Source organism: Streptomyces lacaronensis, assembly GCF_047337785.1.
In the GTDB taxonomy this organism is placed as follows: Bacteria; Actinomycetota; Actinomycetes; order Streptomycetales; family Streptomycetaceae; genus Streptomyces; species Streptomyces lycopersici.
On record NZ_JBLHDK010000003.1, the window covers coordinates 5266032 to 5288759 of the forward strand.

The following is a 22728-nucleotide window of genomic DNA, read 5'->3' on the forward strand; positions in this document are numbered from 1 at the left end:
CCTTGTGCACATGGGCGCGGACCCGTGGGGCCCGCGGGGATGCCTACAGCAGGGTGCTCGAGGCGAATCGCAGTACGAGTTGCGGTGCGCCGGAGAGGGCGATGCCGGCGGCCGCGGTGAGGGCGATGGCGGCCGTAAGAGGGACGGCGCGGGGACGGGTGACGGCCGCCCCTGCGGCGGGCACGGGCTCCGTCTCCGCGGCGGGCTCCGATGTGCGGAAGAGCACCGTCGTCCACTGGAGGTAGTAGTACAGCGCCACCACCACGTTCAGCGCCATCACCACCGCGAGCCAGCCCAGCCCCGCGTCCACCGCCGCCGAGAAGACGGTCACCTTGGCGAAGAGACCGATGACGCCCGGGGGCAGCCCGGCCAGACACAGCAGGAAGAAGCCCAGGGCCAGGGCGGCGGCCGGGCGGGCCGCGTACAGACCGCGGTAGTCCGTGAGCCGGTTGGCCGGGCTCGTACGGGCCACCAGGGCGGCCACGGCGAAGGCACCGAGGTTCACGACCGCATACATCAGGGCGTACGAGACCGTGGAGCCGATGGCGCGGGACGCGCCCTGGTCCGAGTCGGCGTAGCCGGCCGCGGCGATCGGGACCAGCAGATAGCCCGCCTGGGCGACGGAGGACCAGGCGAGCAGCCGTACGGCGCTGAAGGAGCGCTCCGGGCGCTGGCGCAGCGCCGCGGCGTTCCCCGCGGTCATGGTGAGGGCGGCCAGGACCGCCACGGCCGGGCCCCACACATCGGCGTAGGAGGGGAAGGCGAGGACGGTCACCAGGATGAGGCCGGAGAACCCGACCGCCTTACCGATGACGGACAGATACGCCGCGACGGGCACCGGCGCGCCGACATAGGTGTCGGGCACCCAGAAGTGGAAGGGCACGGCGGCCGTCTTGAACGCGAAGCCGACCAGGGTGAGCACGACGCCCGCCTGGGCGAGCGTGTCCAGCCGCGGGTCGACATGGGTGAGGGCGTCGGCGATCCGCGACAGGTGGAGGCTGCCGGTGGCGGCGTAGACGAAGCTGACGCCGAGCAGCATCACGGCCGTCGCGGTGACCGAGGAGAGGAAGAACTTCAGCGCGGCCTCGGAGGAGAGGCGGTCGCCGCGGCGCAGGCCCACGAGGGCGAAGGCCGGGAGCGAGGCCACTTCGAGGGCGATGACCAGGGTGGCCAGATCACGGGAGGCGGGCAGCAGGGCGGCCCCGGAGGCGGAGGACAGCAGCAGGAACCAGAACTCGCCCGCGGGGAGTTTGAGGTCGTCGAGGGCGCTGAAGGACAGCAGCGCGGTGAGCAGCGCCCCGCCGAGCACCAGGAACTGGATGACGAGGGTGAACGTGTCGGCCGTGTAGCTGCACGCGTGGGCGCCGGTGGTCAGGCAGAAGGTGGAGCGGTCGCCGTCCAGCAGCGGCAGCAGGGCGAGCGCGGCCAGGGCCAGTCCCGCTATCGCTCCCCAGCCCAGCAGGTGCTTCCTGTGCTCGGGCAGGAAGAGGTCCGCGACGAGGACGGCGAGGCCGGCCAGGGCCGCGATGGTGGGCGGTGCGACGGCGAGCCAGTCGACGGACTGGACGAGGCTCGTGGCGAGGCTCGAGGCGTTCGAAGTCATCGGGTGCCTCCCGCGAGGAGCTGCTGCACGGCCGGGTCGGTGAGGCCGAGGAGGGCCGCGGGCCACAGTCCGGCGAGGACGGTGAGGGCCACCAGGGGGCTCCAGGCGGCGAATTCATGGCCGTGGACGTCGGCCAGGGCGGGCCGCTCGGCCTCGGTCCCGGTGCCGGGCTCGATCGGATGGTCGCCCATGCAGACGCGCCGTACGACGACGAGCATGTAGGCGGCGGTGAGCAGGGTGCCGAAGGCGGCGAGCGCCATATAGGTGAGATACGCCGGGCGGCTGAGCCCGTCGGCGGGGTCGAAGGCGCCGAACATGGCGAGCATCTCGCCCCAGAACCCGGCGAGTCCGGGCAGCCCCAGGGAGGCCACGGCACCGAAGGCGAGCAGCCCGCCGAGGCGCGGCGCCCTGCCGTAGAGGGCGGCGCCGCTGGTGCCCGAGAGCTGGTCGAGGTCGGTGGTGCCGGAGCGGTCCTTGAGGGCACCGACGAGGAAGAAGAGCAGCCCGGTGATCAGGCCGTGGGCGATGTTGGCGAAGAGCGCGCCGTTCACGCCGGTGGGGGTGAGGGTCGCGATGCCCAGCAGCACGAAGCCCATATGGCCGACGGAGGAGTAGGCGATCAGCCGCTTGAGGTCGCCCTTGGCGCCGATTCGGGCAAAGAGCGCGGAGCCTCCGTTGAGGGTGGTGGTGGGAGACGGGAGGGCGAGTGCGAGGCAGGCGAGGGATCCGTAGATGATGCCGACCACGGCGAACGCGGCGAGGTAGGGCGCGTAGGTGTGGGCCGCGCCGGGGGTCATCGGCAGCACGATGCGGACGAGGCCGTACGTGCCCATCTTGAGCAGCACGCCCGCCAGCAGCACCGAGCCCACGGTGGGGGCGGCGGTGTGGGCGTCGGGCAGCCAGCTGTGCAGCGGCCACATCGGGGCCTTGACGGCGAGTCCGGCGATGATGGCGAGCGACGCGATGAGCTGGGTGGTGTGGCTCAGCCCGGAACCATTGTCGGTGGCGAGTGCCACCATGTCGAAGGTGCCGCCCTTGAGCCCGACGAGGAGGAGGCCGAGCAGCATGACGACGGAGCCGAGCAGCGTGTAGAGGATGAACCGCCAGGCGGCGCGCTCTCGTTCGGCGCCTCCCCACCGGTTGATGAGGAAGTACATCGGGATGAGGACCATCTCGAACGCCAGGAAGAACAGCATCAGGTCCAGCACCGCGAAGCTGGCCAGGGTGCCGGACTCCAGGAGGAGCAGCAGCGCCACGAACGCCTTGGGGGACGGCCCGGAGGGCCGGTTGAAGTAGGCGTAGAGCGCGCTGAGGAAGGTCAGCAGCGCGGTCAGCACGAGCAGCGGCAGCGAGACGCCGTCCACACCGAGGTGGATGCGGATGTCCAGGGCCGGGATCCAGCCGATGTCGGTCTGGGCCTGCATCCTGGCCGGATGGTCGTGGTCGAATCCGGCGGCCAGGGCGATGGCGGCGGCGAGCACCACGCCGGTGACGGTCACGCCGTGGCGCATGACGGCCTGGTCGGGCCCGCGGCCGCGCAGCCCGGGCGGGGCCGGGAGCAGGGCGGCGACGGAGCCGAGCAGGGGGAGCACGACCAGGGCGGCGAGGAGGAGTTGCTGGACGGTGTGGTTCACGGGTCAGGCTCCCGCTGCGACGAGGACGGCGGCCACGGCCAGGACGAGGGAGCCCGCGAGCAGCGCGCCGAGGTAGGTCTGCACATTGCCGGTCTGGGCGCGGCGCACGGCCGCGCCGAGCAGCCGGGGCGCACCGCCCGCGCCGCGTACGTACGTCTCCACGACCTCGCGGTCCAGGAAGTGGACGAGCCGGGCGGCGGCCCGCACGGGCCGGACGAACAGGGCGCTGTAGACGGCGTCGAGGTGGAAGCCGACGGCCGCGTGGCGGTGCAGCGGGCCCAGGAGCAGCCGTCCGGGGTCGGCGGGGTCGCTGGCACCCGCGATGGAGCCGTAGGCGGCCTCGTGGGTGGCGATGGCCTCGGCCTCGGAGACGGCGTCGGCGGCCTCGGGGTGGGCGGCCACCGCGCCGAGCGGGACCCGGCGGGCCCGGGCCGAGCTGTGCCGCCAGGCGCCGTACATGACGAGGGCGCCGCCGAGGGCCAGCCCGGTGCCGAGGACGGAGGTGGTGAGGGTCGGGGTGAGGGACTCGCCGTCGAACCAGTCGGGCAGCGTGCCGTAGGCGAGGCCGAGGGCGGCCGTGGGGAGGAACAGCACCCACAGGACGACGTTCATGGCCACCGGCTGCTTGCCGTGGTCGGGGGCGGGCTCGCCCTGGCCGCGGAAGGCGAGCAGCCACAGCCGGGCCGCGTATCCGGCGGTGAGGAGCGCGGTGAGCAGCCCGGCGAGGAGCACGGTCCAGCCGACGCCCTCCGGGACGCCGGAGGTGTGGCCGGTGGCGGCGTGCTCGGCCGCGCCGAGGACGGCCTCCTTGGAGAAGAAGCCCGCGAAGGGCGGGATGGCGGCGAGCGCGAGCAGCGCGACCGTCATCGTCCAGAAGGCGTCGGGGACGCGCTGGGCGAGGCCGCTCATCCGGGACATGGCGGCCAGGGAGTTGCTGCCCGCGGCGTGGATCACCACGCCCGCGCCGAGGAAGAGCAGCGCCTTGAACGCGCCGTGGGTGATGAGGTGGAAGACGGCGGCGCCCCGGTCGTCGACGGCCAGCGCGCCCGTCATATAGCCGAGTTGGCCGACGGTCGAGTAGGCGAGGACGCGTTTGATGTCGTCCTGGGCGAGCGCGGCGAGCGCCGAGCCGACCATCGTCACGGCCGCCATGGCGGCCAGGACGGCGAGCGCGGCGGCCGAGGAGGCGAAGACGGGCAGCAGCCGGGCCACCACATAGACACCCGCGGCGACCATGGTGGCCGCGTGGATCAGCGCGGAGACCGGGGTGGGACCGGCCATCGCGTCCGGCAGCCAGGTGTGCAGCGGGAACTGCGCGGACTTGCCCGCGACCCCGGCGAGCAGCAACAGCGCGATCAGGGTGGGGTGGTCCAGCGGCACTCCGGCGGTCTCGGAGGTGAGCCGGGTGTGGATCTCGCTGATGCGGAACGTGCCGGTGTCGCCCGCGAGCGCGAAGATGCCGATCAGGAACGGGACGTCGCCGAGCTTGGTGACCAGGAACGCCTTCAGGGACGCGGAGCGCGCGGCCGCGGTCTCCCAGTAGTGGCCCACCAGGAAGTACGAGCAGATGCCCATGATCTCCCAGCCGACGAGCAGCACGATCAGGTCGTCGGAGTAGACGACGAGGAGCATCGCGGCGGTGAAGAGGGAGACGAGCGCGGCGTAGGAGGGGTAGCGGGGGTCGTCCCGCAGATAGCCGGTCGAGTAGATCTGCACACAGCAGGCGACGACGGCGACGAGGACCGCGACCAGGGCGGCGAAGCCGTCGACCTGGAGGGCCAGGTCGACGGGGACCGAGCCGGTGTCGGCGAGCCGGGTCGCGGCGGTGAGCGGCGGGGCCGTGCCGCCGCCCGCTCCGCCGCCCTGCCGCACGGCGACGAGCACGGCGAGCCCGGCCGCTGCGAGGGTCGGCAGCACCGCGAGGGGGCGGACGAAACCGGGGGCGCGGCGGCCCAGGAGGAGCCCGGCGACGGCGCCCAGGAACGGCAGGAGGGGGACGAGAACGGCGGCGGTCGTGGTCGTCACGCGGTCTGCCTCCGGGCGCGTCGTGCCTGGTCGGCGTCGTTGTCAGTGGGGGCTGCGATGCTGTCGTCCATCGGGTCCTGGCCGGCCGACGGGGGGTCGGCCAGGTCCCGCAGCCGGTCGACGTCGGAGGTGCCGCGGTTGCGATACACGAGCAGGACGATGGCGAGGCCGATGCCGATCTCGGCGGCGGCGATGGCGATGGTGAAGAGGGTCAGCGCCTGGCCCGCGTGCAGGGTGTCGCGGAGCCAGACGTCGAAGGCGACGAGGTTGAGGTTGACGGCGTTGAGCATCAGCTCGACCGACATCAGCATCAGGATCGCGTTGCGGCGGGCGAGGACGCCGTACAGACCTGTGCAGAAGAGGAGGACGGCGAGCACGGCGGGGTAGGCGAGGTGCATCAGCGCTTCTCCTTGCCGTGGCCGGGGCCCCGGCCACTGTCGGCGCCGCTCTTGCGGGAGAGGACGATCGCGCCGACGAGCGCGGCGAGGAGCAGCACGGACAGCGCCTCGAACGGCAGCACCCAGTGGCGGAAGAGGCTCTCACCGGAGACGGCGGTGGAGCCCTGCACGCCCTTGTCCAGCTCGATCCAGGTGGTCCGGAAGGCATCCACGACCACCCACACCAGGACGCCCGCGGCGGCCACCGCCACCGCGAGCGCGGCCGGGCGGTTGCCCGAATCGGCGTCCGGGGAGCGGCCGATGGGCGCCTTGGTGAGCATCAGCCCGAAGAGGAGGAGGACGACGACGGAACCGACGTAGATCAGCACCTGCACCCAGGCGATGAACTCCGCCGTGAGCAGGAGGTACTCCACCGCGAGGCCGCCGAGCGCCACCACCAGCCACAGGGCGGCGTGCACCAGCTGCTTGGTGGTGACGGTGACGACGGCCGCGCCGAAGGTCGCGATGCCCACCAGCAGGAAGGCGATCTCGACTCCGGTCGGTGACAGGAACCCGTGGCCGGTGGCGGCCAAGTGGACCGCAGGGCTCACGAGGCGGCTCCGTTCCCGGTCCCGCCGGTCCCGCCGGATCCACCGGTCCCGCCGGATCCGCGTTCGGCCTCCGCCTGCGCGGCCTCGGCGGCCCGCGCGGCCTCGGCGGCGGCGAGCTTGTCGGCGGCCTTACGGGCGGCGGCGAGCTCCTTGGGCTCCTCCGCGCGCGGGTCGAGCGCGGGCGGCGCGGGCACCGTCCACATCCACTCGCGGAGCTTGTCCCGCTCATGGGTGAGATCGCGGATGTCCTCCTCCGCGTACTCGAACTCCGGCGACCAGAACAGCGCGTCGAAAGGGCACACCTCGATGCAGATACCGCAGTACATGCACAGCGCGAAGTCGATCGCGAACCGGTCCAGCACATTGCGGCTGCGCTCGCGCCCGCCCGGGGCGGCCGGGGGCACGGTCTCCTTGTGCGAGTCGATATAGATGCACCAGTCCGGGCATTCGCGGGCGCACAGCATGCAGACCGTGCAGTTCTCCTCGAACAGCCCGATCACCCCACGAGTACGGGGCGGCAGCTCGGGCTGCGCGTCCGGATACTGCGCGGTGTGCGACTTCCGGGTCATCGTGCGGAGGGTGACGGCCAGGCCCTTGGCCAGACCGGATCCGGGGATGCCCATCAGGAGATCACCACCTTGACGACGCCGGTGAGGGCGATCTGGGCCAGTGAGAGCGGAATGAGGCAGGTCCAGGCGAACCGCTGGAGCTGGTCCTCGCGCAGCCGCGGATAGCTGACCCGCAGCCAGATCACGACGAAGGCGAGGACGGCCGTCTTCAGCAGGGTCCACAGCCAGCCGAGGCCATCGGCGGACGGACCGTGCCAGCCACCGAGGAAGAGGACCGTGGTCAGCCCGCACAGGACGACGATGCCCGCGTACTCGGCGAGGAGGAAGAGCGCGAACCGCAGGCCCGTGTACTCGGTGTACGCACCGAAGATGATCTCGGAGTCGGCGATCGGCGCGTCGAACGGCGGACGCTGGAGCTCGGCGAGACCGGCGGTGAAGAACACCGCCCCGCCGACGATCTGCCACGGCACCCACCACCACTCGAACGCGTCGAGGATGCCGGGCAGCGAGACCGTGCCCGCCGCCATCGCCACGGAGGCGGCGGTGAGCAGCATCGGCAGCTCGTACGCCATGAGCTGGGCGGCCGTGCGCAGGCCGCCGAGGAGGGAGAACTTGTTCGCCGAGGCCCAGCCCGCCATCAGCGAACCCAGCACCCCGACGCCCATCACGGCGAGCACGAAGAAGATGCCCGCGTCCAGGACCTGGCCGACCGCGCCCTCGGCGGGACCGATCGGGATCGCGACGAGGACGAGGAGGTACGGCAACAGGGCGACGGCGGGCGCGAGCTGGAAGATCCGCCGGTCGGCTCCGGCCGGTACGACGTCTTCCTTCTGCGCGAACTTCACGCCGTCCGCGACCAGCTGGGCCCATCCGTGGAAGCCGCCCGCGTACATCGGCCCGAGGCGGCCCTGCATATGGGCCATGACCTTGTGCTCGGTCTGCCCCACGACCAGGGGCAGCACGAGGAAGGCGAGCAGGAGGGCGAGCAGTCGCAGCGCGACGTCGAGGACGTCGTTCACCCGGTGCCTCCTGGCTGGTCGTCGGTGTCGTTGGCGGGGGTGGTGCCGGGGGTGCCGGGGGCGTCGGGCCCGGGTTCGGGTTTCGCGCCGGGTCCGTCTCCGGCCGCCTCGGTCTCCGCTTCCGGTTGCGGTGCCTGCGGCTCCCGCGGGGCCTCGGCGTCCTCGTCCGGCGCGGGGCGTGCATGGTGCCAGGGAGCGTCGGACGAGCGGCGCTGCGGCGCGGGGCGCCGCGGACGGGCCGGAGCCTCGGACGCTGTCGGCTCGGCGGGGGCCGACGGCTCGGCGGGGGCCGACGGCTCGGCGGGGGCCGACGGCTCAGCGGACGCGGTCCGCCCACTGGCGGCCGCGTCCGCGGCCGCAGCCTCCGCGTCCGCCGGGCGCTGGCTCGCCGAACCCTCGCTCGCACTGCGCGCCCGCCGAGCCGGGCGCTCAGCCGCAGAGGCGGGAGCCTCCCCCGCCGCACCCGCCGGGCGCTGACTCGCCGAGCCCGCCGTCGCGCTGCGGGTGCGGCGGGCGGGGCGCTCGCCCGCGGCGGCGCCCGCCGCGCGGGCTCCCCGCGCCGGGCGGGCCGGGGCAGGGGGCAGTTGGCCCTTGAGCGGGCCCCACTCGTTGGGGTCGGGGACGCCCGGCGGCAGCATCTGCCGCCGCTTGGGGCCGCCGTGTTCCGACTCCCCCGGCTCCTTCGCACCCGGCCACGCCTTGACGACCCGGGCCGCCAGTACGAAGTCCTTGCGCAGCGGATGCCCCTCGAAGCCGTCGGGGAGCAGCAGCGGCGCGAGGCCGGGATGGCCGGGGAAGCCGATGCCGAACATCTCGTGGGTCTCGCGTTCGTGCCAGGCCGCCCCGGCGTAGACGCCGGTCGCGGTCGGCAGCGCGGGGGCCTCGTGCGGCACGGTGGTGCGTACCAGCAGACCGCGCACCGCGAGTCCGGCCCCGGGCCCAGGCCCAGGCGTGGCCCCGGGGGCTCCCAGGGCTACGACGCGCGCGGCCACCCGGAAACCGGTGCCCGGCTCGTCGACCGCGCTCAGCCAGTCGAAGTAGGTGCAGCCGAGGGTGTCGCGGGCCGTCTCCAGCGCCGCGATCCAGGAGTCGGCGGGGACGTCGACGGTCAGCAGGCCGTACGCCTCCTCCGCCGTGGCACCCTCGCCGAACAGCTCGGCGGCGGAACGCGGCAGCCAGCCCACGGGCGGCGCCGCCTCTGCCGCGGGCTCCGCCTTGGGAACCTCGGCCCCCGGGGCCTCCACGGCCTCGGCCGCCCCGGTCGGCTCGCCGGCCTCGTTGCGCTCGGTCATCGCGTGTCTTCCCGCCCCGGAGGCGTGACCAGCCCGCTGCGCAGCGCGGCTGCCGACGGACGGCCCGCAGCCGTAGACGCGGCCGTCGAAGCGGCGCCGGACCCGGAATTTCCGTAGCGCTCGCCCAGCGACTCGCGCGCGATCTTCTCCTGGAGCTTGAGGATGCCCTGGAGCAGCGCCTCGGGCCGGGGTGGGCAGCCGGGGACGTAGACGTCGACGGGGATGATCTGGTCGACGCCCTTGGTCACGGCGTACGAGTCCCAGTAGGGGCCGCCGCAGTTCGAGCAGGCTCCGAAGGAGATCACGTACTTCGGCTCCGGCATCTGCTCGTACAACCGCTTCACCGCTGGCGCCATCTTGTCCGTGACCGTGCCGGAGACGACCATCAGGTCGGCCTGGCGCGGCCCCGGCGCGAAGGGGATCACGCCGAGCCGGATGAAGTCGTGGCGGGCCATCGACGCCGCGATGAATTCGATCGCGCAGCAGGCGAGCCCGAAGTTGAAGACCCACAGGCTGTAGCGGCGGCCCCAGTTCAGGACCACCTTCATCGGCTCGGGGGCCAGCCGGGCCAGCGGGCCGAGGCGGCGCGGCTCCGGCAGGTCCACCGGGGCGGGCGCGGGGACCGGCGGCCCGGAGGCCGTCGTCGGCGTCGGGTTCGGTGTCACGTCCACTCCAGGACGCCCTTCTTCCATGCGTACAGCAGACCTACGGCGAGGAACCCGAGGAAGATGAACATCTCCACCAGCGTGACGGCCCCGAAGCCGGGCGCCGCGAAGACCGTCGCCCACGGGAACAAGAAGATCGAGTCCACGGCGAAAATCACATACAGAAAAGCGTAGACGTAGTAGCGGACCTGGGTGTGGGCCCAGCCCTCGCCCACGGGGTCCACTCCACACTCGTAGGTCAGCAGCTTCTCGGGCGTGGGCACGACGGGCCGCAGCAGCCGCCCGGCACCGAAGGCCACGGCGACGAAGATCACGCCGATCGCCGCCAGCAGTCCGACCACCGCATAGCCGTGGAAGTAGTCGGCCGCGAGCTGGACGCTGGTGACGCTGGTGGTGCGTACGGTCGTCGCCTCCGGCACGTCCGCCCCTCGCTCCCTGGTCTCGTGGTGCTTGTCCGCTCCTCGTCGACCTCGCGTGTTCGACGATCCGTACGGACGGGAAGTCTAGGCCCTGCCGCCACCCGGACGGGCGGCCCGTCCGCCATGCGGTGGGGGTAGCCCCATGGCGGAGCCCCCGCGGGGCCCGGCAGTCTTGCTTTCATGACCTCCAGTTCCCCCGTCGACGGGTCCGTCGACGGCCCCGACGGCGGCGGCCGTGGCCGCGCCGACGAGCGGCTGCCGCGCCCGCCCGCGTTCGCCTTTCCCACGCAGACCTGGAAGGAGATCGCGTATCTCCTGGCCAATCTGCTGGTGGGCATCGTGTGCTTCGTCTTCACCCTGGTCTGGCTGGCCGTGGGCCTGGGACTGGCCGTCACGGTGGTGGGCCTGCCCCTGCTGGCCCTGGGGCTGCGGTTCAGCCGGCTGCTCGGCCGGTTCGAGCGGAACCGCGCCAGGGCGCTGCTCTCGGTGCACATCGATGAGCCCAGCCCCCTGCCGTACCAGCCGGACAGCAGCTTCCTCGGCAGGCTGTGGACAAATCTGCGGGACCCGGTCGGCTGGCGGGCCACGCTCTACGCCCTGATCCGGCTGCCGTGGTCGGTGGTCACCTTCGCGATCACGCTGACCTCGCTGCTCGCGGCCTGGCCGGTGCTGCCGTGGATCGCCCGGGGGCTGACGCATGTGGACCGGGCGATGGTGCGCGGGCTGCTGTTCCCCTCCGACGAGCTGGAGCGGCGGATCGCCGAGCTGGAGTCGGACCGGGGCACGGTGGTGGACACCGCCGCCGCCGACCTGCGCCGGATCGAACGCGACCTCCACGACGGCGCCCAGGCCCGGCTGGTCGCCCTCGCCATGGGGCTCGGCCTGGCGAAGGAGAAGCTGGAGGAGGACCCGGAAGCCGCCGCCAAGATGGTCGACGAGGCCCACGGCGAGGTGAAACTCGCCCTCCAGGAACTGCGCGACCTCGCCCGCGGCATCCACCCCGCCATCCTCACCGACCGCGGCCTGGGCCCCGCCCTCTCCGCGCTCTCGGCCCGCTGCACCGTGCCCGTGAAGGTGTCGGTCGAGCTGCCCGAACGCCCGGCACCGGCCATCGAGGGCATCGCCTACTTCACCGTCTCCGAACTGCTCCAGAACATCAGCAAGCACAGCGGCGCCCGGACCGCCGAGGTCGAGCTGTGGCGCACCGAGGACCGGCTGCTGATCCAGGTGCGGGACGACGGGCGCGGCGGGGCGTCCACCGACAGGGGCACGGGGCTCGCGGGCCTGGCGGAGCGGCTGGGCTCGGTGGACGGGCTGTTCGTGGTGGACTCGCCGTCCGGTGGGCCGACCGCCGTGACCGCCGAGCTGCCCTGGCGCCACCGGACCGGGTCGGCGGCGGGCGCGGCGGTGGCACGGCCCCGGCGAAAGGTCTGACCCCCTGACCTGACCCCCCGGCCTGGCACCGGCCTGCCCCTGACCTCACCCCATGAGGTCCTGACCGCACCCCATGAGGTCCTGACACCCCACCCCTCGAGGTCCTGACCACACCCCTCGGGGTAGGGCTAACCCCCCGGTGAAGATGCCGACCCACCCGATGGCCCGGCCGACCGCGCTCCGGGACTCTTGGGGATACGCAGAAGCGCGACCGATCAGGCCCCGGAGGACGGACGAGACGATGGCCACCGCATACCGCCCCTACGAGCCGGGGACCGAGCCCCGTGGCCGGCTGGTGCCCGCAGTGCTGAAGGCGCCGTTCCAGGGCCGCGTGTGGCGCGAGTTCCTCTATGTCCTGATCAGCCTGCCGATGGCCATCCTCACCTTCGTCTACACGGTCACGATGATCGCCCTCGGCGCCGGGCTGCTGATCACCTTCCTCGGCGTCCCGGTGCTCGGCGCCGCCCTCGCGGGCTGCCGGGCGCTCGGCGTCGTCGAGCGGGCCCGCGCGCGGGCGCTGCTGGGGCTGGAGGTGGCCGAGCCCGAGCCCGTGCTCGGCCGGAGGGGCGGCCGCGGGGGCAGGCGCGGACCGGTCGCCTGGGTGGGCGCGCTGCTCAGGAGCGGCACCTCCTGGCGGCATGTGATCTACGCGCTGGTCCATCTGCCGTGGGCGGTGCTCTCCTTCGGCTTCGCGGTGACGTTCACCTTCTACGGCTGGGGCTTCGCGACCTATCCGCTGTGGCGCTGGGTCTTCCCCCGGTACCTGGACGAGCCGGGTCTACAGATCTTCGGGGACGACCGCGGGCACAACTTCTATCTGGACACCCCGTTCGAGATCGCCGTGACCTGCGCCGCCGGGGTGCTGGTCCTGCTGCTGACCCCGTGGATCATGCGGGCGCTGACCTCGGTCGACCGGATCATGGTGACCGGACTGCTCGGCCCGTCCCGGCTGGCGAGCCGGGTCTGGGAGCTGGAGTCGGACCGGGGCACGGTGGTGGACACCGCCGCCGCCGACCTGCGCCGGATCGAACGCGACCTCCACGACGGCGCCCAGGCCCGGCTGGTCGCCCTCGCCATGGATCTCGGCCTGGCGAAGGAGAAGCTGGAGGAGGACCCGGAAGCCGCCGCCAAGATGGTCGACGAGGCCCACGGCGAGGTGAAGCTCGCCCTCCAGGAACTGCGCGACCTCGCCCGCGGCATCCACCCCGCGATCCTCACCGACCGCGGTCTCGACCCCGCCCTCTCCGCCCTCGCCGCCCGCTGCACCGTCCCGGTGAAGGCGACCGTGGACCTTCCGCAGCGGCCCGCGCCCGCGATCGAGGGCATCGTCTACTTCACCGTCTCCGAGCTGCTCCAGAACATCAGCAAGCACAGCGGCGCCCGCACCGCCGAGGTCGACGTCTGGCGCACCGAGGACCGGCTGCTGATCCAGATCACGGACGACGGGCGGGGCGGGGCCGACACCTCTACCGGTTCGGGTCTCGCCGGGCTGGCCGAGCGGATCGACGCGGTGGACGGGGTCCTCGTGGTCCACTCCCCGGCGGGCGGCCCGACCACGGTGACCGCCGAGCTCCCTTGGCGCTGACGCCGCACGACCCTGGCACTGACGGCGCAGCCCCCTGGCGCTGACGGCGCACACCCCTCCACTCGTACGCGGCCCGTACGCGGCCGGTTCTGCGCGACGCGATCGGCCGAACCCTGTAATGCTGGTCCCGACGAACCGAGTGAAACGGGGGCCGAGCATCGTGGCGGACAGAGTACGGGTGGTCATCGCCGAGGATTCGGTGCTGCTGCGGGAGGGGCTGACCCGGCTGCTGACCGACCGCGGCCATGACGTGGTCGCGGGCGTCGGGGACGCGGAAGCGCTGATCAAGTCGGTGCGGGAGCTGGCCGACGAGGGCGCGCCACCGGATGTGGTGGTGGCCGACGTCCGGATGCCGCCCACGCACACCGACGAGGGGGTGCGGGCGGCCGTCCGGCTGCGCCGCGACCATCCTGGCCTGGCGGTGCTGGTCCTGTCGCAGTACGTGGAGGAGCAGTACGCCACCGAGCTGCTGGCCGGGAACAGCCGGGGCGTGGGCTATCTGCTCAAGGACCGGGTGGCCGAGGTGCGCGAGTTCGTGGACGCGGTGGTGCGGGTCGCCCAGGGTGGCACGGCGCTCGACCCGGAGGTGGTCGCCCAGCTGCTGGGCCGCAGCCGCAAGCAGGATGTGCTGGCCGGGCTCACCCCGAGGGAGCGGGAGGTCCTGGGGCTGATGGCGGAGGGCCGTACCAATTCGGCCATCGCCCGGCAGCTCGTGGTGAGCGACGGCGCGGTCGAGAAGCATGTGAGCAACATCTTCCTGAAGCTCGGTCTGTCGCCGAGTGACGGGGATCACCGTCGGGTGCTCGCCGTCCTCACCTATCTCAATTCCTGAGACTCTCAATTCCTGAAAGCAGACTCCCGCGCGCCAAAGCGGGGCCAAAGGCTGAACGGGGGATCAGCGGAAATGACAGCACGGGGGGAGGGACACGTCATGCCAAACCAGGACATATATGGTTCTTCTTTCGGCGTCCACCATGTGATCCGGCCAAGGAAGGCCACCCTTACCGACGTACGATGGTCGTGGGACAACAACCGGTCGGCACCGACTGTCCAGGAGCGCCGCCTCAAGGGAGGTCCGAAGCAGTGACCAGCCAGGTCAGCAGCCCGGCCGAGCAGGCCGAACCAGCCGATCAGCAGGGCGGGCAGACGCCCGCCGGGGGACAGCGATCAGCAGACGGTGGCAAGGAGGTCCGCCGTCTGGACCGGGTGATCATCCGGTTCGCGGGGGACTCCGGTGACGGTATGCAGCTCACGGGTGACCGGTTCACCTCGGAGACGGCGTCGTTCGGAAACGACCTGTCGACCCTGCCGAACTTCCCGGCGGAGATCCGCGCCCCCGCCGGCACGCTGCCCGGAGTGTCGAGCTTCCAGCTCCACTTCGCCGATCACGACATCCTCACACCAGGTGACGCGCCGAACGTGCTGGTGGCGATGAACCCGGCCGCGCTGAAGGCCAACCTCCCCGATGTGCCGCGCGGGGCGGAAATCATCGTCAACACCGACGAGTTCACCAAGCGCCCCATGGCCAAGGTCGGCTATGACCAAAGCCCTCTGGAGGACGGCTCGCTGGACGGCTATCGCGTCCATCCGGTGCCGCTCACCACGCTGACCATCGAGGCGCTGAAGGAATTCGGGCTGTCCCGCAAGGAGGCCGAGCGCAGCAAGAACATGTTCGCGCTCGGGCTGCTGTCGTGGATGTACCACCGGCCGACCGAGAACACCGAGAAGTTCCTGCGCCAGAAGTTCGCCAAGAAGCCGCAGATCGCCGAGGCGAACGTGGCCGCCTTCCGGGCGGGCTGGAACTTCGGCGAGACCACCGAGGACTTCGCCGTCTCCTACGAGGTCGCCCCGGCCACCACCGCGTTCCCCACCGGCACCTACCGGAACATCTCCGGAAACCTGGCGCTGTCGTACGGGCTGATCGCGGCCTCCCGCCAGGCGGATCTGCCGCTGTTCCTGGGGTCGTACCCGATCACCCCGGCCTCGGACATCCTGCATGAGCTGTCCAAGCACAAGAACTTCGGTGTGCGCAGCTTCCAGGCCGAGGACGAGATCGCCGGGATCGGCGCCGCGCTGGGCGCCGCCTTCGGCGGCTCCCTCGCCGTGACCACCACCTCCGGCCCCGGTGTGGCGCTGAAGTCGGAGACCATCGGGCTCGCGGTGTCGCTGGAGCTGCCGCTGCTGGTGATCGACATCCAGCGCGGCGGCCCCTCCACCGGGCTGCCCACCAAGACCGAGCAGGCGGACCTGCTCCAGGCCATGTACGGGCGCAACGGCGAGGCCCCGGTGCCGATCGTGGCCCCGAAGACCCCGGCCGACTGCTTCGACGCCGCGCTCGACGCCGCCCGGATCGCCCTGGCCTACCGCACCCCGGTGTTCCTGCTGTCGGACGGCTATCTGGCCAACGGCTCGGAGCCCTGGCGGGTGCCGGACGTCGGCGAGCTGCCCGATCTGCGCGTCCAGTTCGCGGCCGGCCCCAACCACGTCCTCGCCGACGGCACCGAGGTCTTCTGGCCGTACAAGCGCGACCCGGAGACCCTGGCCCGCCCCTGGGCCGTGCCCGGAACGCCCGGTCTTGAGCACCGGATCGGCGGCATCGAGAAGCAGGACGGCACGGGGAACATCTCCTACGACCCGGCCAACCACGACCACATGGTCCGCATCCGCCAGGCCAAGGTGGACGGCATCGCGGTGCCGGACATCGAGGTGGACGACCCGACCGGCGACGCCCGCACCCTGGTCCTGGGGTGGGGTTCCACCTACGGCCCGATCACCGCGGCGGTGCGCCGTATCCGCACGGCGGGCGACCGGATCGCCCAGGCCCATCTGCGCCATCTCAACCCCTTCCCGGCCAACCTCGGCAAGGTGCTGGAGGGTTACGAGAAGGTCGTGGTGCCGGAGATGAACCTGGGCCAGCTGGCGACGCTGCTGCGCGCCCGCTATCTGGTCGACACCCGCTCGTTCACCCAGGTCCGCGGACTGCCCTTCAAGGCCGAACAGCTCGCCACCGCCCTCAAGGAGGCCATCGATGACTGACACCATCGCCGAGGGCGCGGCATCGGCTCGGCACGCGCTCTCCCTGGTTCCCAAGAGCGACACCAAGCAGACGATGAAGGACTTCAAGTCCGACCAGGAGGTCCGCTGGTGCCCCGGCTGCGGTGACTACGCGATCCTCGCCGCCGTCCAGGGCTTCATGCCCGAACTGGGCCTGGCGAAGGAGAACATCGTCTTCGTCTCCGGCATCGGCTGCTCCTCGCGTTTCCCGTACTACATGAACACCTACGGGATGCACTCCATCCACGGCCGCGCCCCGGCCATCGCCACCGGCCTGGCCGCCTCCCGCCGCGATCTGTCGGTGTGGGTCGTCACCGGTGACGGCGACGCGCTGTCGATCGGCGGCAACCACCTGATCCACGCGCTGCGCCGCAATGTGAACTTGAAGATCCTGCTCTTCAACAACCGCATCTACGGCCTGACCAAGGGGCAGTACAGCCCCACCTCCGAGGTCGGCAAGATCACCAAGTCGACCCCGATGGGCTCCCTGGACGCGCCGTTCAACCCGCTGTCGCTCGCGCTCGGCGCCGAGGCGGGCTTCGTGGCCCGCACCGTCGACTCCGACCGCAAGCACCTGACCGAGGTGCTGCGGCAGGCGGCGGCCCATCCGGGCACCGCGCTGGTGGAGATCTACCAGAACTGCAACATCTTCAACGACGGGGCCTTCGAGGCCCTGAAGGACAAGGACCAGGCCCAGGAGGCCGTGATCCGGCTGGAGCACGGGCAGCCGATCCGCTTCGGCACCGACCAGTCCAAGGGCGTCGTCCGCAACCAGCGCACCGGCGACCTCGAAGTGGTCACCGTCACCGCCGAGAACGAGCACCAGGTGCTGGTGCACGACGCCCACGCGGCCTCGCCCACCACGGCGTTCGCGCTGACCCGGCTCGCCGACGCCGACACCCTCCACCACACCCCCATCGGGGTGCTGCGCGATGTGGAGCGCCCGGTCTACGACACCCAGATGTCCGACCAGCTCGACAACGCCGTGGAGCTCAAGGGCAAGGGCGACCTCGGCGCGCTGCTCGCGGGCGGCGACACCTGGACCGTCGTGGGCTGACCCCGTACAGCGCGCCCACCGAGCGCGTTCGTACATATGGGCACAGGCGGGTGCCCGGCCGGAGCGTCTGACCACGCCCCGGCCGGGCACCCGCTCTCCTATGCCCATGGCCGACACCGCCGCCCCGCTCCAGCCGCCCGACCGCCCCGGCTACCGCCTCAAGCGGCTGCTGCTCGGCCCGCCCCTGGTCACCGAGCGGATCCGGCGAGAGAAGCTGAGCAACCCGGCCGCGCTGGGCGTGCTGGCCTCCGACTGCATCTCCTCGACGGCGTACGGCAGCGAGGAGATGCTGCGGGTGCTGGTGCCGGTCATCGGGGTCGCGGCGTTCACCATGATCCTCCCGGTGACCGGGGCGATCCTGCTGGTGCTGCTGCTGGTCACGCTCTGCTACAGCGATGTGGTGATGATCTACACCCGGGCGGGCGGCTCGTATGTGGTGGCGCGGGAGAGCTTCGGCCCGGACGTCGCCCAGATCGCGTCCGTGGCGCTGCTGGTGGACTACATCGTCACCGTCGCGGTCCAGGTCTCGGCGGGCACCAACGCGATCATCTCTTTCGCCCATCTCGTCGGCGGCACCTGGACCGGTATCGACCATCTCCAACTGCCCCTCAGCGCCCTGGTGATCCTGATCCTCGCCTACGGGAATCTGCGCGGACTGCGGGAGGCCGGGCGGGTCTTCATGGTGCCCGCCTACCTGTTCATCCTCGCCGTCGGACTGATGCTGGTGGTCGGCGTGGTCCGGGGACTCACCGGGACGCTGCCGCACGCCGATGTGCACGCCACCGGAGCCGTGCACCTCGGCACCGCGGGCGACGGCTGGCTCTACGGCGCCTCGCTCTTCATCGTGTTGCGCTCGTTCGCCAACGGCGGCTCCTCGCTGACCGGTCTGGAGGCGATCTCCAACAGCGTCTCGGTCTTCCGCGACCCCAAGGGCCGCAACGCCCGCCGCACGCTGGTCACGATGAGCTGCGTCCTGGGCACACTGGTCCTCGGGGTCTCCGCCCTGGCCCACTTCACCCACGCCATCCCGTACCGGGACGGCACCCCGACCGTCCTCGCGCAGGAGGCCCATCTGGTCTTCGGCGGCGGGGTGCTGGGCGCCCTGGGGCTGGCGTTCGTCCAGCTGGCGACCGCGCTCATCCTCTACACGGGCGCCAACACGCCCTTCACCGGCTTTCCGTTCCTGGCCAGCTTCGTGGCCGAGGACCGCTTTCTGCCCCGGCAGCTGACCCGGCGCGGCCACCGGCTGGCCTTCTCCAACGGGATCGTGTCGCTGGCCGTGGTGGCGCTGGCGCTGCTGGTGGTCACCGAGGCCAATGTGGACCGGCTGGTGGCGCTGTACGCGATCGGGGTGTTCACCGCCTTCACCATGGCCGGGTCCGGGATGACGGCCTATCACCTGCGGCGCCGGGAGCCGGGGCGGACATGGAAGGTCGTGGTGAACCTCATCACCGCGGTGGTCTCCGCCGCCGTGGTGCTGATCTTCGGGATCACCAAGTTCACCGAGGGCGCCTGGCTGGTCGTGGTGGTCTTCCCGCTCGGGGTCTGGGCGCTGATCCGGATCAACCGCGAGTACCGCGCGGAGGCGGCCGCCCTGGAGGCGGTGGAGCGCCCCGGGAACGACGTCCCGCGCTGGCGGCGCCATGTGGTCTTCGTCCTGGCGGACAGCATCGACCTCGCGACGGTCAAGGCGCTGCGGTACGCGCATGAGCTGCGGCCCGACGAGGTCCGCGCGGTGCACTTCATGGTGGACGAGACCCACGCCCGGCGGCTGATGGCGCGGTGGGAGGCCACGGCGGGGGTGACGGTGCCGCTGGAGGTCGTGGAGTGCCCGGACCGGCGGCTGCGCCACGCGGTGATGGAGCTGGCGGCCCGTACCACCGAGGACGGGTGGACCGCGCTGACCCTGCTGGTGCCGCGCCGCACCTACGCCTCCCCGCTGGGCAAGCTGCTGCACCGGGGCACGGCGGAGTCGCTGGCCAAGGCGCTGGAGCGGCTGCCGGGCGTCGCGGTGACGATCCTGCCGTTCGCCGTCAGCCTCGCGGCACGGGAGCGGGAGGCCGGGGAGCGGGGGCCCGGGGAGAGGGACACCGGGGAGCCGGGGCCCCGGGAACGGCCCGGCCCCGAATGAACATACTTACTTAACCGGAAGTACCTTTCCTTTGGTTAGCGCTTCCCTTAGGGTGGGTGTGCCGATACCGAACCAGGAGAGTCACGCATATGAGCATCGTCGTCACCGGAGCCACCGGCCACCTCGGCCGCCTCGTCGTCGAAGGGCTGCTGGAGAAGGTTCCCGCCGAGCGGATCACCGCGGTCGTGCGCGACACCGCGAAGGCCGCCGACCTCGCCGACCGCGGGGTGCGGCTGCATGTGGCCGACTACAACCGGCCCGAGACGCTCTCCGGCGCCTTCGCCGCCGGGGACAAGGTGCTGCTGATCTCCGGCAGCGAGGTCGGGCAGCGGGTGCCGCAGCACCAGGCCGTGATCGACGCCGCCAAGGAGGCCGGTGTCGCGCTGCTCGCCTACACCAGCGTCCTGGGCGGCCCCGACGCCGACTTCTCCCTGGCCGATGAGCACAAGGTCACCGAGCAGGCGATCACCGACTCCGGTCTGCCGTACGTGCTGCTGCGCAACGGCTGGTACAACGAGAACTACACCGAGAACCTCGCCACCGTCCTGGAGCACGGCGCCGTGGTGGGCGCCGCGGGCGAGGGCCGGGTCGCCTCCGCCGCGCGCGCCGACTACGCGGCGGCCGCCGTCGCCGTCCTGACCGGTGAGGGCCACGAGGGCAAGGCGTATGAGCTGTCCGGCGACACCGCCTGGGGCTTCGCCGAGTACGCCGAGGTGGTCGCCCGGCAGTCCGGCAAGGAGATCGTCTACGGCGCCGTCTCCCCCACCGAGTACCAGTCCATCCTCACCGGCGCGGGCGTCCCCGAGCCGCTCGCCGTGATCCTCTCCGATGTCGAGGCGGCCATCGGGCGCGGCCGGCTGGACGCCACCCCGGGTGAGCTGTCCCGGCTCATAGGCCGTCCGACCACGCCCATCGCGGACTCGGTGGCGGCCGCGCTGAAGGGTTGACCCGCCCCGTACGCACCGCGGCCCGCCTGTCATCACCGTATTCCGATACGGGAATGACAGGCGGGCCTCACCAGCGCTACCTTCGGACCCTCGGAACGGGCCCGCCGGGGGGTTCGTCATGCCGTCGGGGAGGGTGCCGTGACGCCGCAGAACCAGCAGGACCGCGTCGATCGCGCCGGTCTCCTCTACGGCTTCGCGGCGTACGGCATCTGGGGTCTGGTGCCGCTCTTCTGGCCGCTGCTGGAGCCCGCCGCGGCGATGGAGATCCTCGCCCACCGGATGGTGTGGTCCCTGGCGGCCGTCGGTCTGGTGCTGCTGGTGCTGCGCCGCTGGAGCTGGATACGGCCGCTGCTGCGGCAGCCCCGGCGGCTGGGTATGATCGCGCTCGCCGCGACCGTGATCTCGGTCAACTGGGGTCTGTACATCTGGGGCGTCAACAGCGGGCATGTGGTGGAGACCGCGCTCGGATACTTCATCAATCCGCTGGTCAGCATCGCCTTCGGGGTGCTGCTGCTGCGTGAGCGGCTGCGGCCCGCGCAGTGGGCGGCGGTCGGCGTCGGAGTGCTGGCCGTGGCCGTGCTGACGGTGGGCTACGGCAAGCCGCCGTGGATCGCGCTCACCCTCGCCTTCAGCTTCGCGACATACGGGCTGGCCAAGAAGCGGGTCGGTCTCGACGGGCTGGAGTCGCTGGCCGCCGAGACCGCCGTACAGTTCCTGCCCGCGCTCGGCTTCCTGATCTGGCTCGGGGCGCACGGCGGAGCCACGTTCGCGAGCGAGGGCGCCGGGCACGCCGCGCTGCTGGCGAGCTGCGGCTTCGTCACGGCGCTGCCGTTGATCTGCTTCGGGGCGTCGGCGGTGCGGCTGCCGCTGTCGACGATCGGGATGCTCCAGTACGTGGCGCCGACCTTCCAGTTCATCCTCGGGCTCGCCGTCTTCCACGAGTCGATGCCACCCGAACGGTGGGCGGGCTTCGCCCTCGTCTGGCTCGCACTCGCGCTGCTGACCTGGGACGCGCTGCGCACCGCCCGGCGGGCGCGGCGGGCGCTGGCCGACGCCGCCGCGCGGGCGGGGGCGCTGTCGGCGACAGTGGAGGCCGATGTGGTTCCGGACGCCGCGGTGTCCGATCTCCGGCCGGGACCGATATCCGGCGGGTGATGTCCGGTTTCCGCCCTTGACGCGGAGTCAGCCGCGCCCGGAGCATCAGCACGTTCACCGCTCCACCGCCCCACGGGCACGTGCACCACACAGCGTCACGTCATTCCGTCCTGTCCACGTTCGGAACCGGAGCCCCCTATGTCCTCCTGCGCGCAAACCCGCCCCCGAAGATCCCTGATACGGCGTACGGCCGCCATGGCCGCCGCCGGTACGGCGGTCGCCGCCCTGGTCTCGGCCGCCCCCGCCACCTCCGCCGCCGCATCGGCACGGCACACGGCGGACGCCCGTACCGCCCTCGCGGCGCCCGACATCTCCGTGGCCAATGTGAAGGCCCATCTGACCCAGTTGCAGTCCATCGCCACCGCCAACGGCGGCAACCGCGCCCATGGCCGCCCCGGCTACAAGGCGTCGCTCGACTACATCAAGGGCAAGCTGGACGCCGCCGGATACACCACCACCGTGCAGCAGTTCACCTCCGGCGGTGCCACCGGCTACAACCTCATCGCCGACTGGCCCGGCGGCGACACCAACAACGTGGTGTTCTCCGGCGCCCACCTCGACTCCGTCACCGCGGGCCCCGGGATCAACGACAACGGCTCGGGCTCCGCCGGGATCCTGGAGACCGCGCTCACCGTGGCCCGCCAGGGCGCGAAGCCCACCAAACATCTGCGGTTCGCCTGGTGGGGCGCCGAGGAGCGGGGGATGGTCGGCTCGACCTACTACATCAACAACCTGCCGTCGTCCGAACGGGCGAAGATCGACGGCTATCTCAACTTCGACATGATCGGCTCGCCCAACCCCGGCTACTTCGTGTACGACGACGACCCCGGGATCGAGTCGGTCTTCAAGGCGTTCTTCTCCGCCAAGGGCGTGCCCACCGAGATCGAGACCGAGGGCGACGGCCGCTCCGACCACGCGCCGTTCAAGAACAAGGGCATCCCGGTGGGCGGCCTCTTCAGCGGCGCCGACTACATCAAGACCGCCGCCCAGGCCCAGAAGTGGGGCGGCACCTCCGGTCAGGCGTTCGACCGCTGCTACCACCGCTCCTGCGACACCTCGAGCAACATCGACGACACCGCCCTGGACCGCAACAGCGACGCCATCGCCTACGCGGTCTGGACGCTCGGCGGCGCCTGATCCCGGATGATGTG

At 71.9% G+C, this 22728-nt stretch carries 19 protein-coding genes; 9 read left to right on the top strand and 10 right to left on the bottom strand.

All coding sequences use genetic code 11. From position 1 onward, the window contains the following. Positions 1-43: 43 nt before the first annotated feature. The 10 genes from ACMTAK_RS22530 to ACMTAK_RS22575 are packed head-to-tail and all read right to left on the bottom strand — an operon-like array spanning position 44 to position 10214. On the bottom strand, positions 44-1603 hold the full coding sequence (locus ACMTAK_RS22530) for an NADH-quinone oxidoreductase subunit N (protein WP_413807874.1): 1560 nt from the start codon (positions 1601-1603) through the stop codon (positions 44-46). Continuing rightward, entirely contained in the window at positions 1600-3237 is a 1638-nt protein-coding gene (locus tag ACMTAK_RS22535) for a complex I subunit 4 family protein (protein WP_413807875.1), read from the bottom strand. Before ACMTAK_RS22535 ends, ACMTAK_RS22530 begins: the two co-directional genes overlap by 4 nt. A gap of 3 nt (positions 3238-3240) precedes the next feature. Beyond that, complete coding sequence (locus ACMTAK_RS22540) at positions 3241-5262, bottom strand: NADH-quinone oxidoreductase subunit 5 family protein (RefSeq protein WP_413807876.1); 2022 nt, start codon at positions 5260-5262, stop codon at positions 3241-3243. Next, positions 5259-5660 carry an NADH-quinone oxidoreductase subunit NuoK gene (gene nuoK, locus ACMTAK_RS22545; RefSeq protein ID WP_020869346.1) on the bottom strand — a complete coding sequence of 134 codons (402 nt, stop codon included), beginning with the start codon at positions 5658-5660 and terminating at the stop codon, positions 5259-5261. The genes ACMTAK_RS22540 and nuoK overlap by 4 nt, the downstream gene beginning before the upstream one ends. Continuing rightward, positions 5660-6250, bottom strand: coding sequence for an NADH-quinone oxidoreductase subunit J family protein (locus ACMTAK_RS22550; protein WP_413807877.1), 591 nt, complete (start codon positions 6248-6250; stop codon positions 5660-5662). Before ACMTAK_RS22550 ends, nuoK begins: the two co-directional genes overlap by 1 nt. Further along, positions 6247-6873 (bottom strand): NuoI/complex I 23 kDa subunit family protein, encoded by a 627-nt coding sequence (locus ACMTAK_RS22555; RefSeq protein WP_413807878.1) that lies wholly within the window; start codon positions 6871-6873, stop codon positions 6247-6249. The genes ACMTAK_RS22550 and ACMTAK_RS22555 overlap by 4 nt, the downstream gene beginning before the upstream one ends. After that, complete coding sequence (locus ACMTAK_RS22560; protein WP_413807879.1) at positions 6873-7838, bottom strand: complex I subunit 1/NuoH family protein; 966 nt, start codon at positions 7836-7838, stop codon at positions 6873-6875. Before ACMTAK_RS22560 ends, ACMTAK_RS22555 begins: the two co-directional genes overlap by 1 nt. Further along, entirely contained in the window at positions 7835-9130 is a 1296-nt protein-coding gene (locus ACMTAK_RS22565; RefSeq protein ID WP_413807880.1) for an NADH-quinone oxidoreductase subunit C, read from the bottom strand. The genes ACMTAK_RS22560 and ACMTAK_RS22565 overlap by 4 nt, the downstream gene beginning before the upstream one ends. Next, positions 9127-9822 carry an NADH-quinone oxidoreductase subunit B gene (locus tag ACMTAK_RS22570; RefSeq protein ID WP_461773816.1) on the bottom strand — a complete coding sequence of 232 codons (696 nt, stop codon included), beginning with the start codon at positions 9820-9822 and terminating at the stop codon, positions 9127-9129. Before ACMTAK_RS22570 ends, ACMTAK_RS22565 begins: the two co-directional genes overlap by 4 nt. Beyond that, on the bottom strand, positions 9792-10214 hold the full coding sequence (locus ACMTAK_RS22575) for an NADH-quinone oxidoreductase subunit A (RefSeq protein ID WP_413807882.1): 423 nt from the start codon (positions 10212-10214) through the stop codon (positions 9792-9794). Before ACMTAK_RS22575 ends, ACMTAK_RS22570 begins: the two co-directional genes overlap by 31 nt. Before the next feature lie 180 nt (positions 10215-10394). On the opposite strand from ACMTAK_RS22575, the gene ACMTAK_RS22580 reads away from it, so the two are divergent. The 9 genes from ACMTAK_RS22580 (at position 10395) to ACMTAK_RS22620 (ending at position 22714) form a co-directional block, all read left to right on the top strand. After that, complete coding sequence (locus ACMTAK_RS22580) at positions 10395-11648, top strand: sensor histidine kinase (RefSeq protein ID WP_413807883.1); 1254 nt, start codon at positions 10395-10397, stop codon at positions 11646-11648. A gap of 241 nt (positions 11649-11889) precedes the next feature. Further along, complete coding sequence (locus ACMTAK_RS22585; RefSeq protein WP_413807884.1) at positions 11890-13233, top strand: sensor histidine kinase; 1344 nt, start codon at positions 11890-11892, stop codon at positions 13231-13233. A gap of 118 nt (positions 13234-13351) precedes the next feature. Further along, on the top strand, positions 13352-14065 hold the full coding sequence (locus ACMTAK_RS22590) for a response regulator transcription factor (protein WP_162001890.1): 714 nt from the start codon (positions 13352-13354) through the stop codon (positions 14063-14065). Positions 14066-14316: 251 nt separating this feature from the next. Then, positions 14317-16269 (top strand): 2-oxoacid:acceptor oxidoreductase subunit alpha, encoded by a 1953-nt coding sequence (locus ACMTAK_RS22595; protein ID WP_413807885.1) that lies wholly within the window; start codon positions 14317-14319, stop codon positions 16267-16269. Further along, positions 16262-17344 (top strand): 2-oxoacid:ferredoxin oxidoreductase subunit beta, encoded by a 1083-nt coding sequence (locus ACMTAK_RS22600; protein WP_413807886.1) that lies wholly within the window; start codon positions 16262-16264, stop codon positions 17342-17344. The genes ACMTAK_RS22595 and ACMTAK_RS22600 overlap by 8 nt, the downstream gene beginning before the upstream one ends. 106 nt (positions 17345-17450) lie before the next feature. Next, positions 17451-19475, top strand: coding sequence for an APC family permease (locus ACMTAK_RS22605; protein ID WP_413807887.1), 2025 nt, complete (start codon positions 17451-17453; stop codon positions 19473-19475). Between the two features lie 89 nt (positions 19476-19564). Further along, positions 19565-20422, top strand: a complete 858-nt coding sequence (locus tag ACMTAK_RS22610; protein ID WP_413807888.1) for an SDR family oxidoreductase — start codon at positions 19565-19567, stop codon at positions 20420-20422. Positions 20423-20560: 138 nt separating this feature from the next. After that, on the top strand, positions 20561-21577 hold the full coding sequence (rarD, locus tag ACMTAK_RS22615) for an EamA family transporter RarD (protein ID WP_413807889.1): 1017 nt from the start codon (positions 20561-20563) through the stop codon (positions 21575-21577). Positions 21578-21772: 195 nt separating this feature from the next. After that, positions 21773-22714, top strand: coding sequence for a M28 family metallopeptidase (locus ACMTAK_RS22620; RefSeq protein WP_413807890.1), 942 nt, complete (start codon positions 21773-21775; stop codon positions 22712-22714). Positions 22715-22728 lie beyond the last annotated feature (14 nt).

Bases quoted from the DNA above. Each gene is read 5' to 3' on its own strand.
- ACMTAK_RS22530 (WP_413807874.1), bottom strand. From the start codon at position 1,603: ATGACTTCGAACGCCTCGAGCCTCGCCACGAGCCTCGTCCAGTCCGTC.
- nuoK (WP_020869346.1), bottom strand. From the start codon at position 5,660: ATGCACCTCGCCTACCCCGCCGTGCTCGCCGTCCTCCTCTTCTGCACA.
- ACMTAK_RS22555 (WP_413807878.1), bottom strand. From the start codon at position 6,873: ATGGGCATCCCCGGATCCGGTCTGGCCAAGGGCCTGGCCGTCACCCTC.
- ACMTAK_RS22565 (WP_413807880.1), bottom strand. From the start codon at position 9,130: ATGACCGAGCGCAACGAGGCCGGCGAGCCGACCGGGGCGGCCGAGGCC.
- ACMTAK_RS22570 (WP_461773816.1), bottom strand. From the start codon at position 9,822: ATGGAAGAAGGGCGTCCTGGAGTGGACGTGACACCGAACCCGACGCCG.
- ACMTAK_RS22580 (WP_413807883.1), top strand. From the start codon at position 10,395: ATGACCTCCAGTTCCCCCGTCGACGGGTCCGTCGACGGCCCCGACGGC.
- ACMTAK_RS22585 (WP_413807884.1), top strand. From the start codon at position 11,890: ATGGCCACCGCATACCGCCCCTACGAGCCGGGGACCGAGCCCCGTGGC.
- ACMTAK_RS22590 (WP_162001890.1), top strand. From the start codon at position 13,352: ATGCTGGTCCCGACGAACCGAGTGAAACGGGGGCCGAGCATCGTGGCG.
- ACMTAK_RS22600 (WP_413807886.1), top strand. From the start codon at position 16,262: ATGACTGACACCATCGCCGAGGGCGCGGCATCGGCTCGGCACGCGCTC.
- ACMTAK_RS22605 (WP_413807887.1), top strand. From the start codon at position 17,451: ATGGCCGACACCGCCGCCCCGCTCCAGCCGCCCGACCGCCCCGGCTAC.
- ACMTAK_RS22610 (WP_413807888.1), top strand. From the start codon at position 19,565: ATGAGCATCGTCGTCACCGGAGCCACCGGCCACCTCGGCCGCCTCGTC.
- ACMTAK_RS22620 (WP_413807890.1), top strand. From the start codon at position 21,773: ATGGCCGCCGCCGGTACGGCGGTCGCCGCCCTGGTCTCGGCCGCCCCC.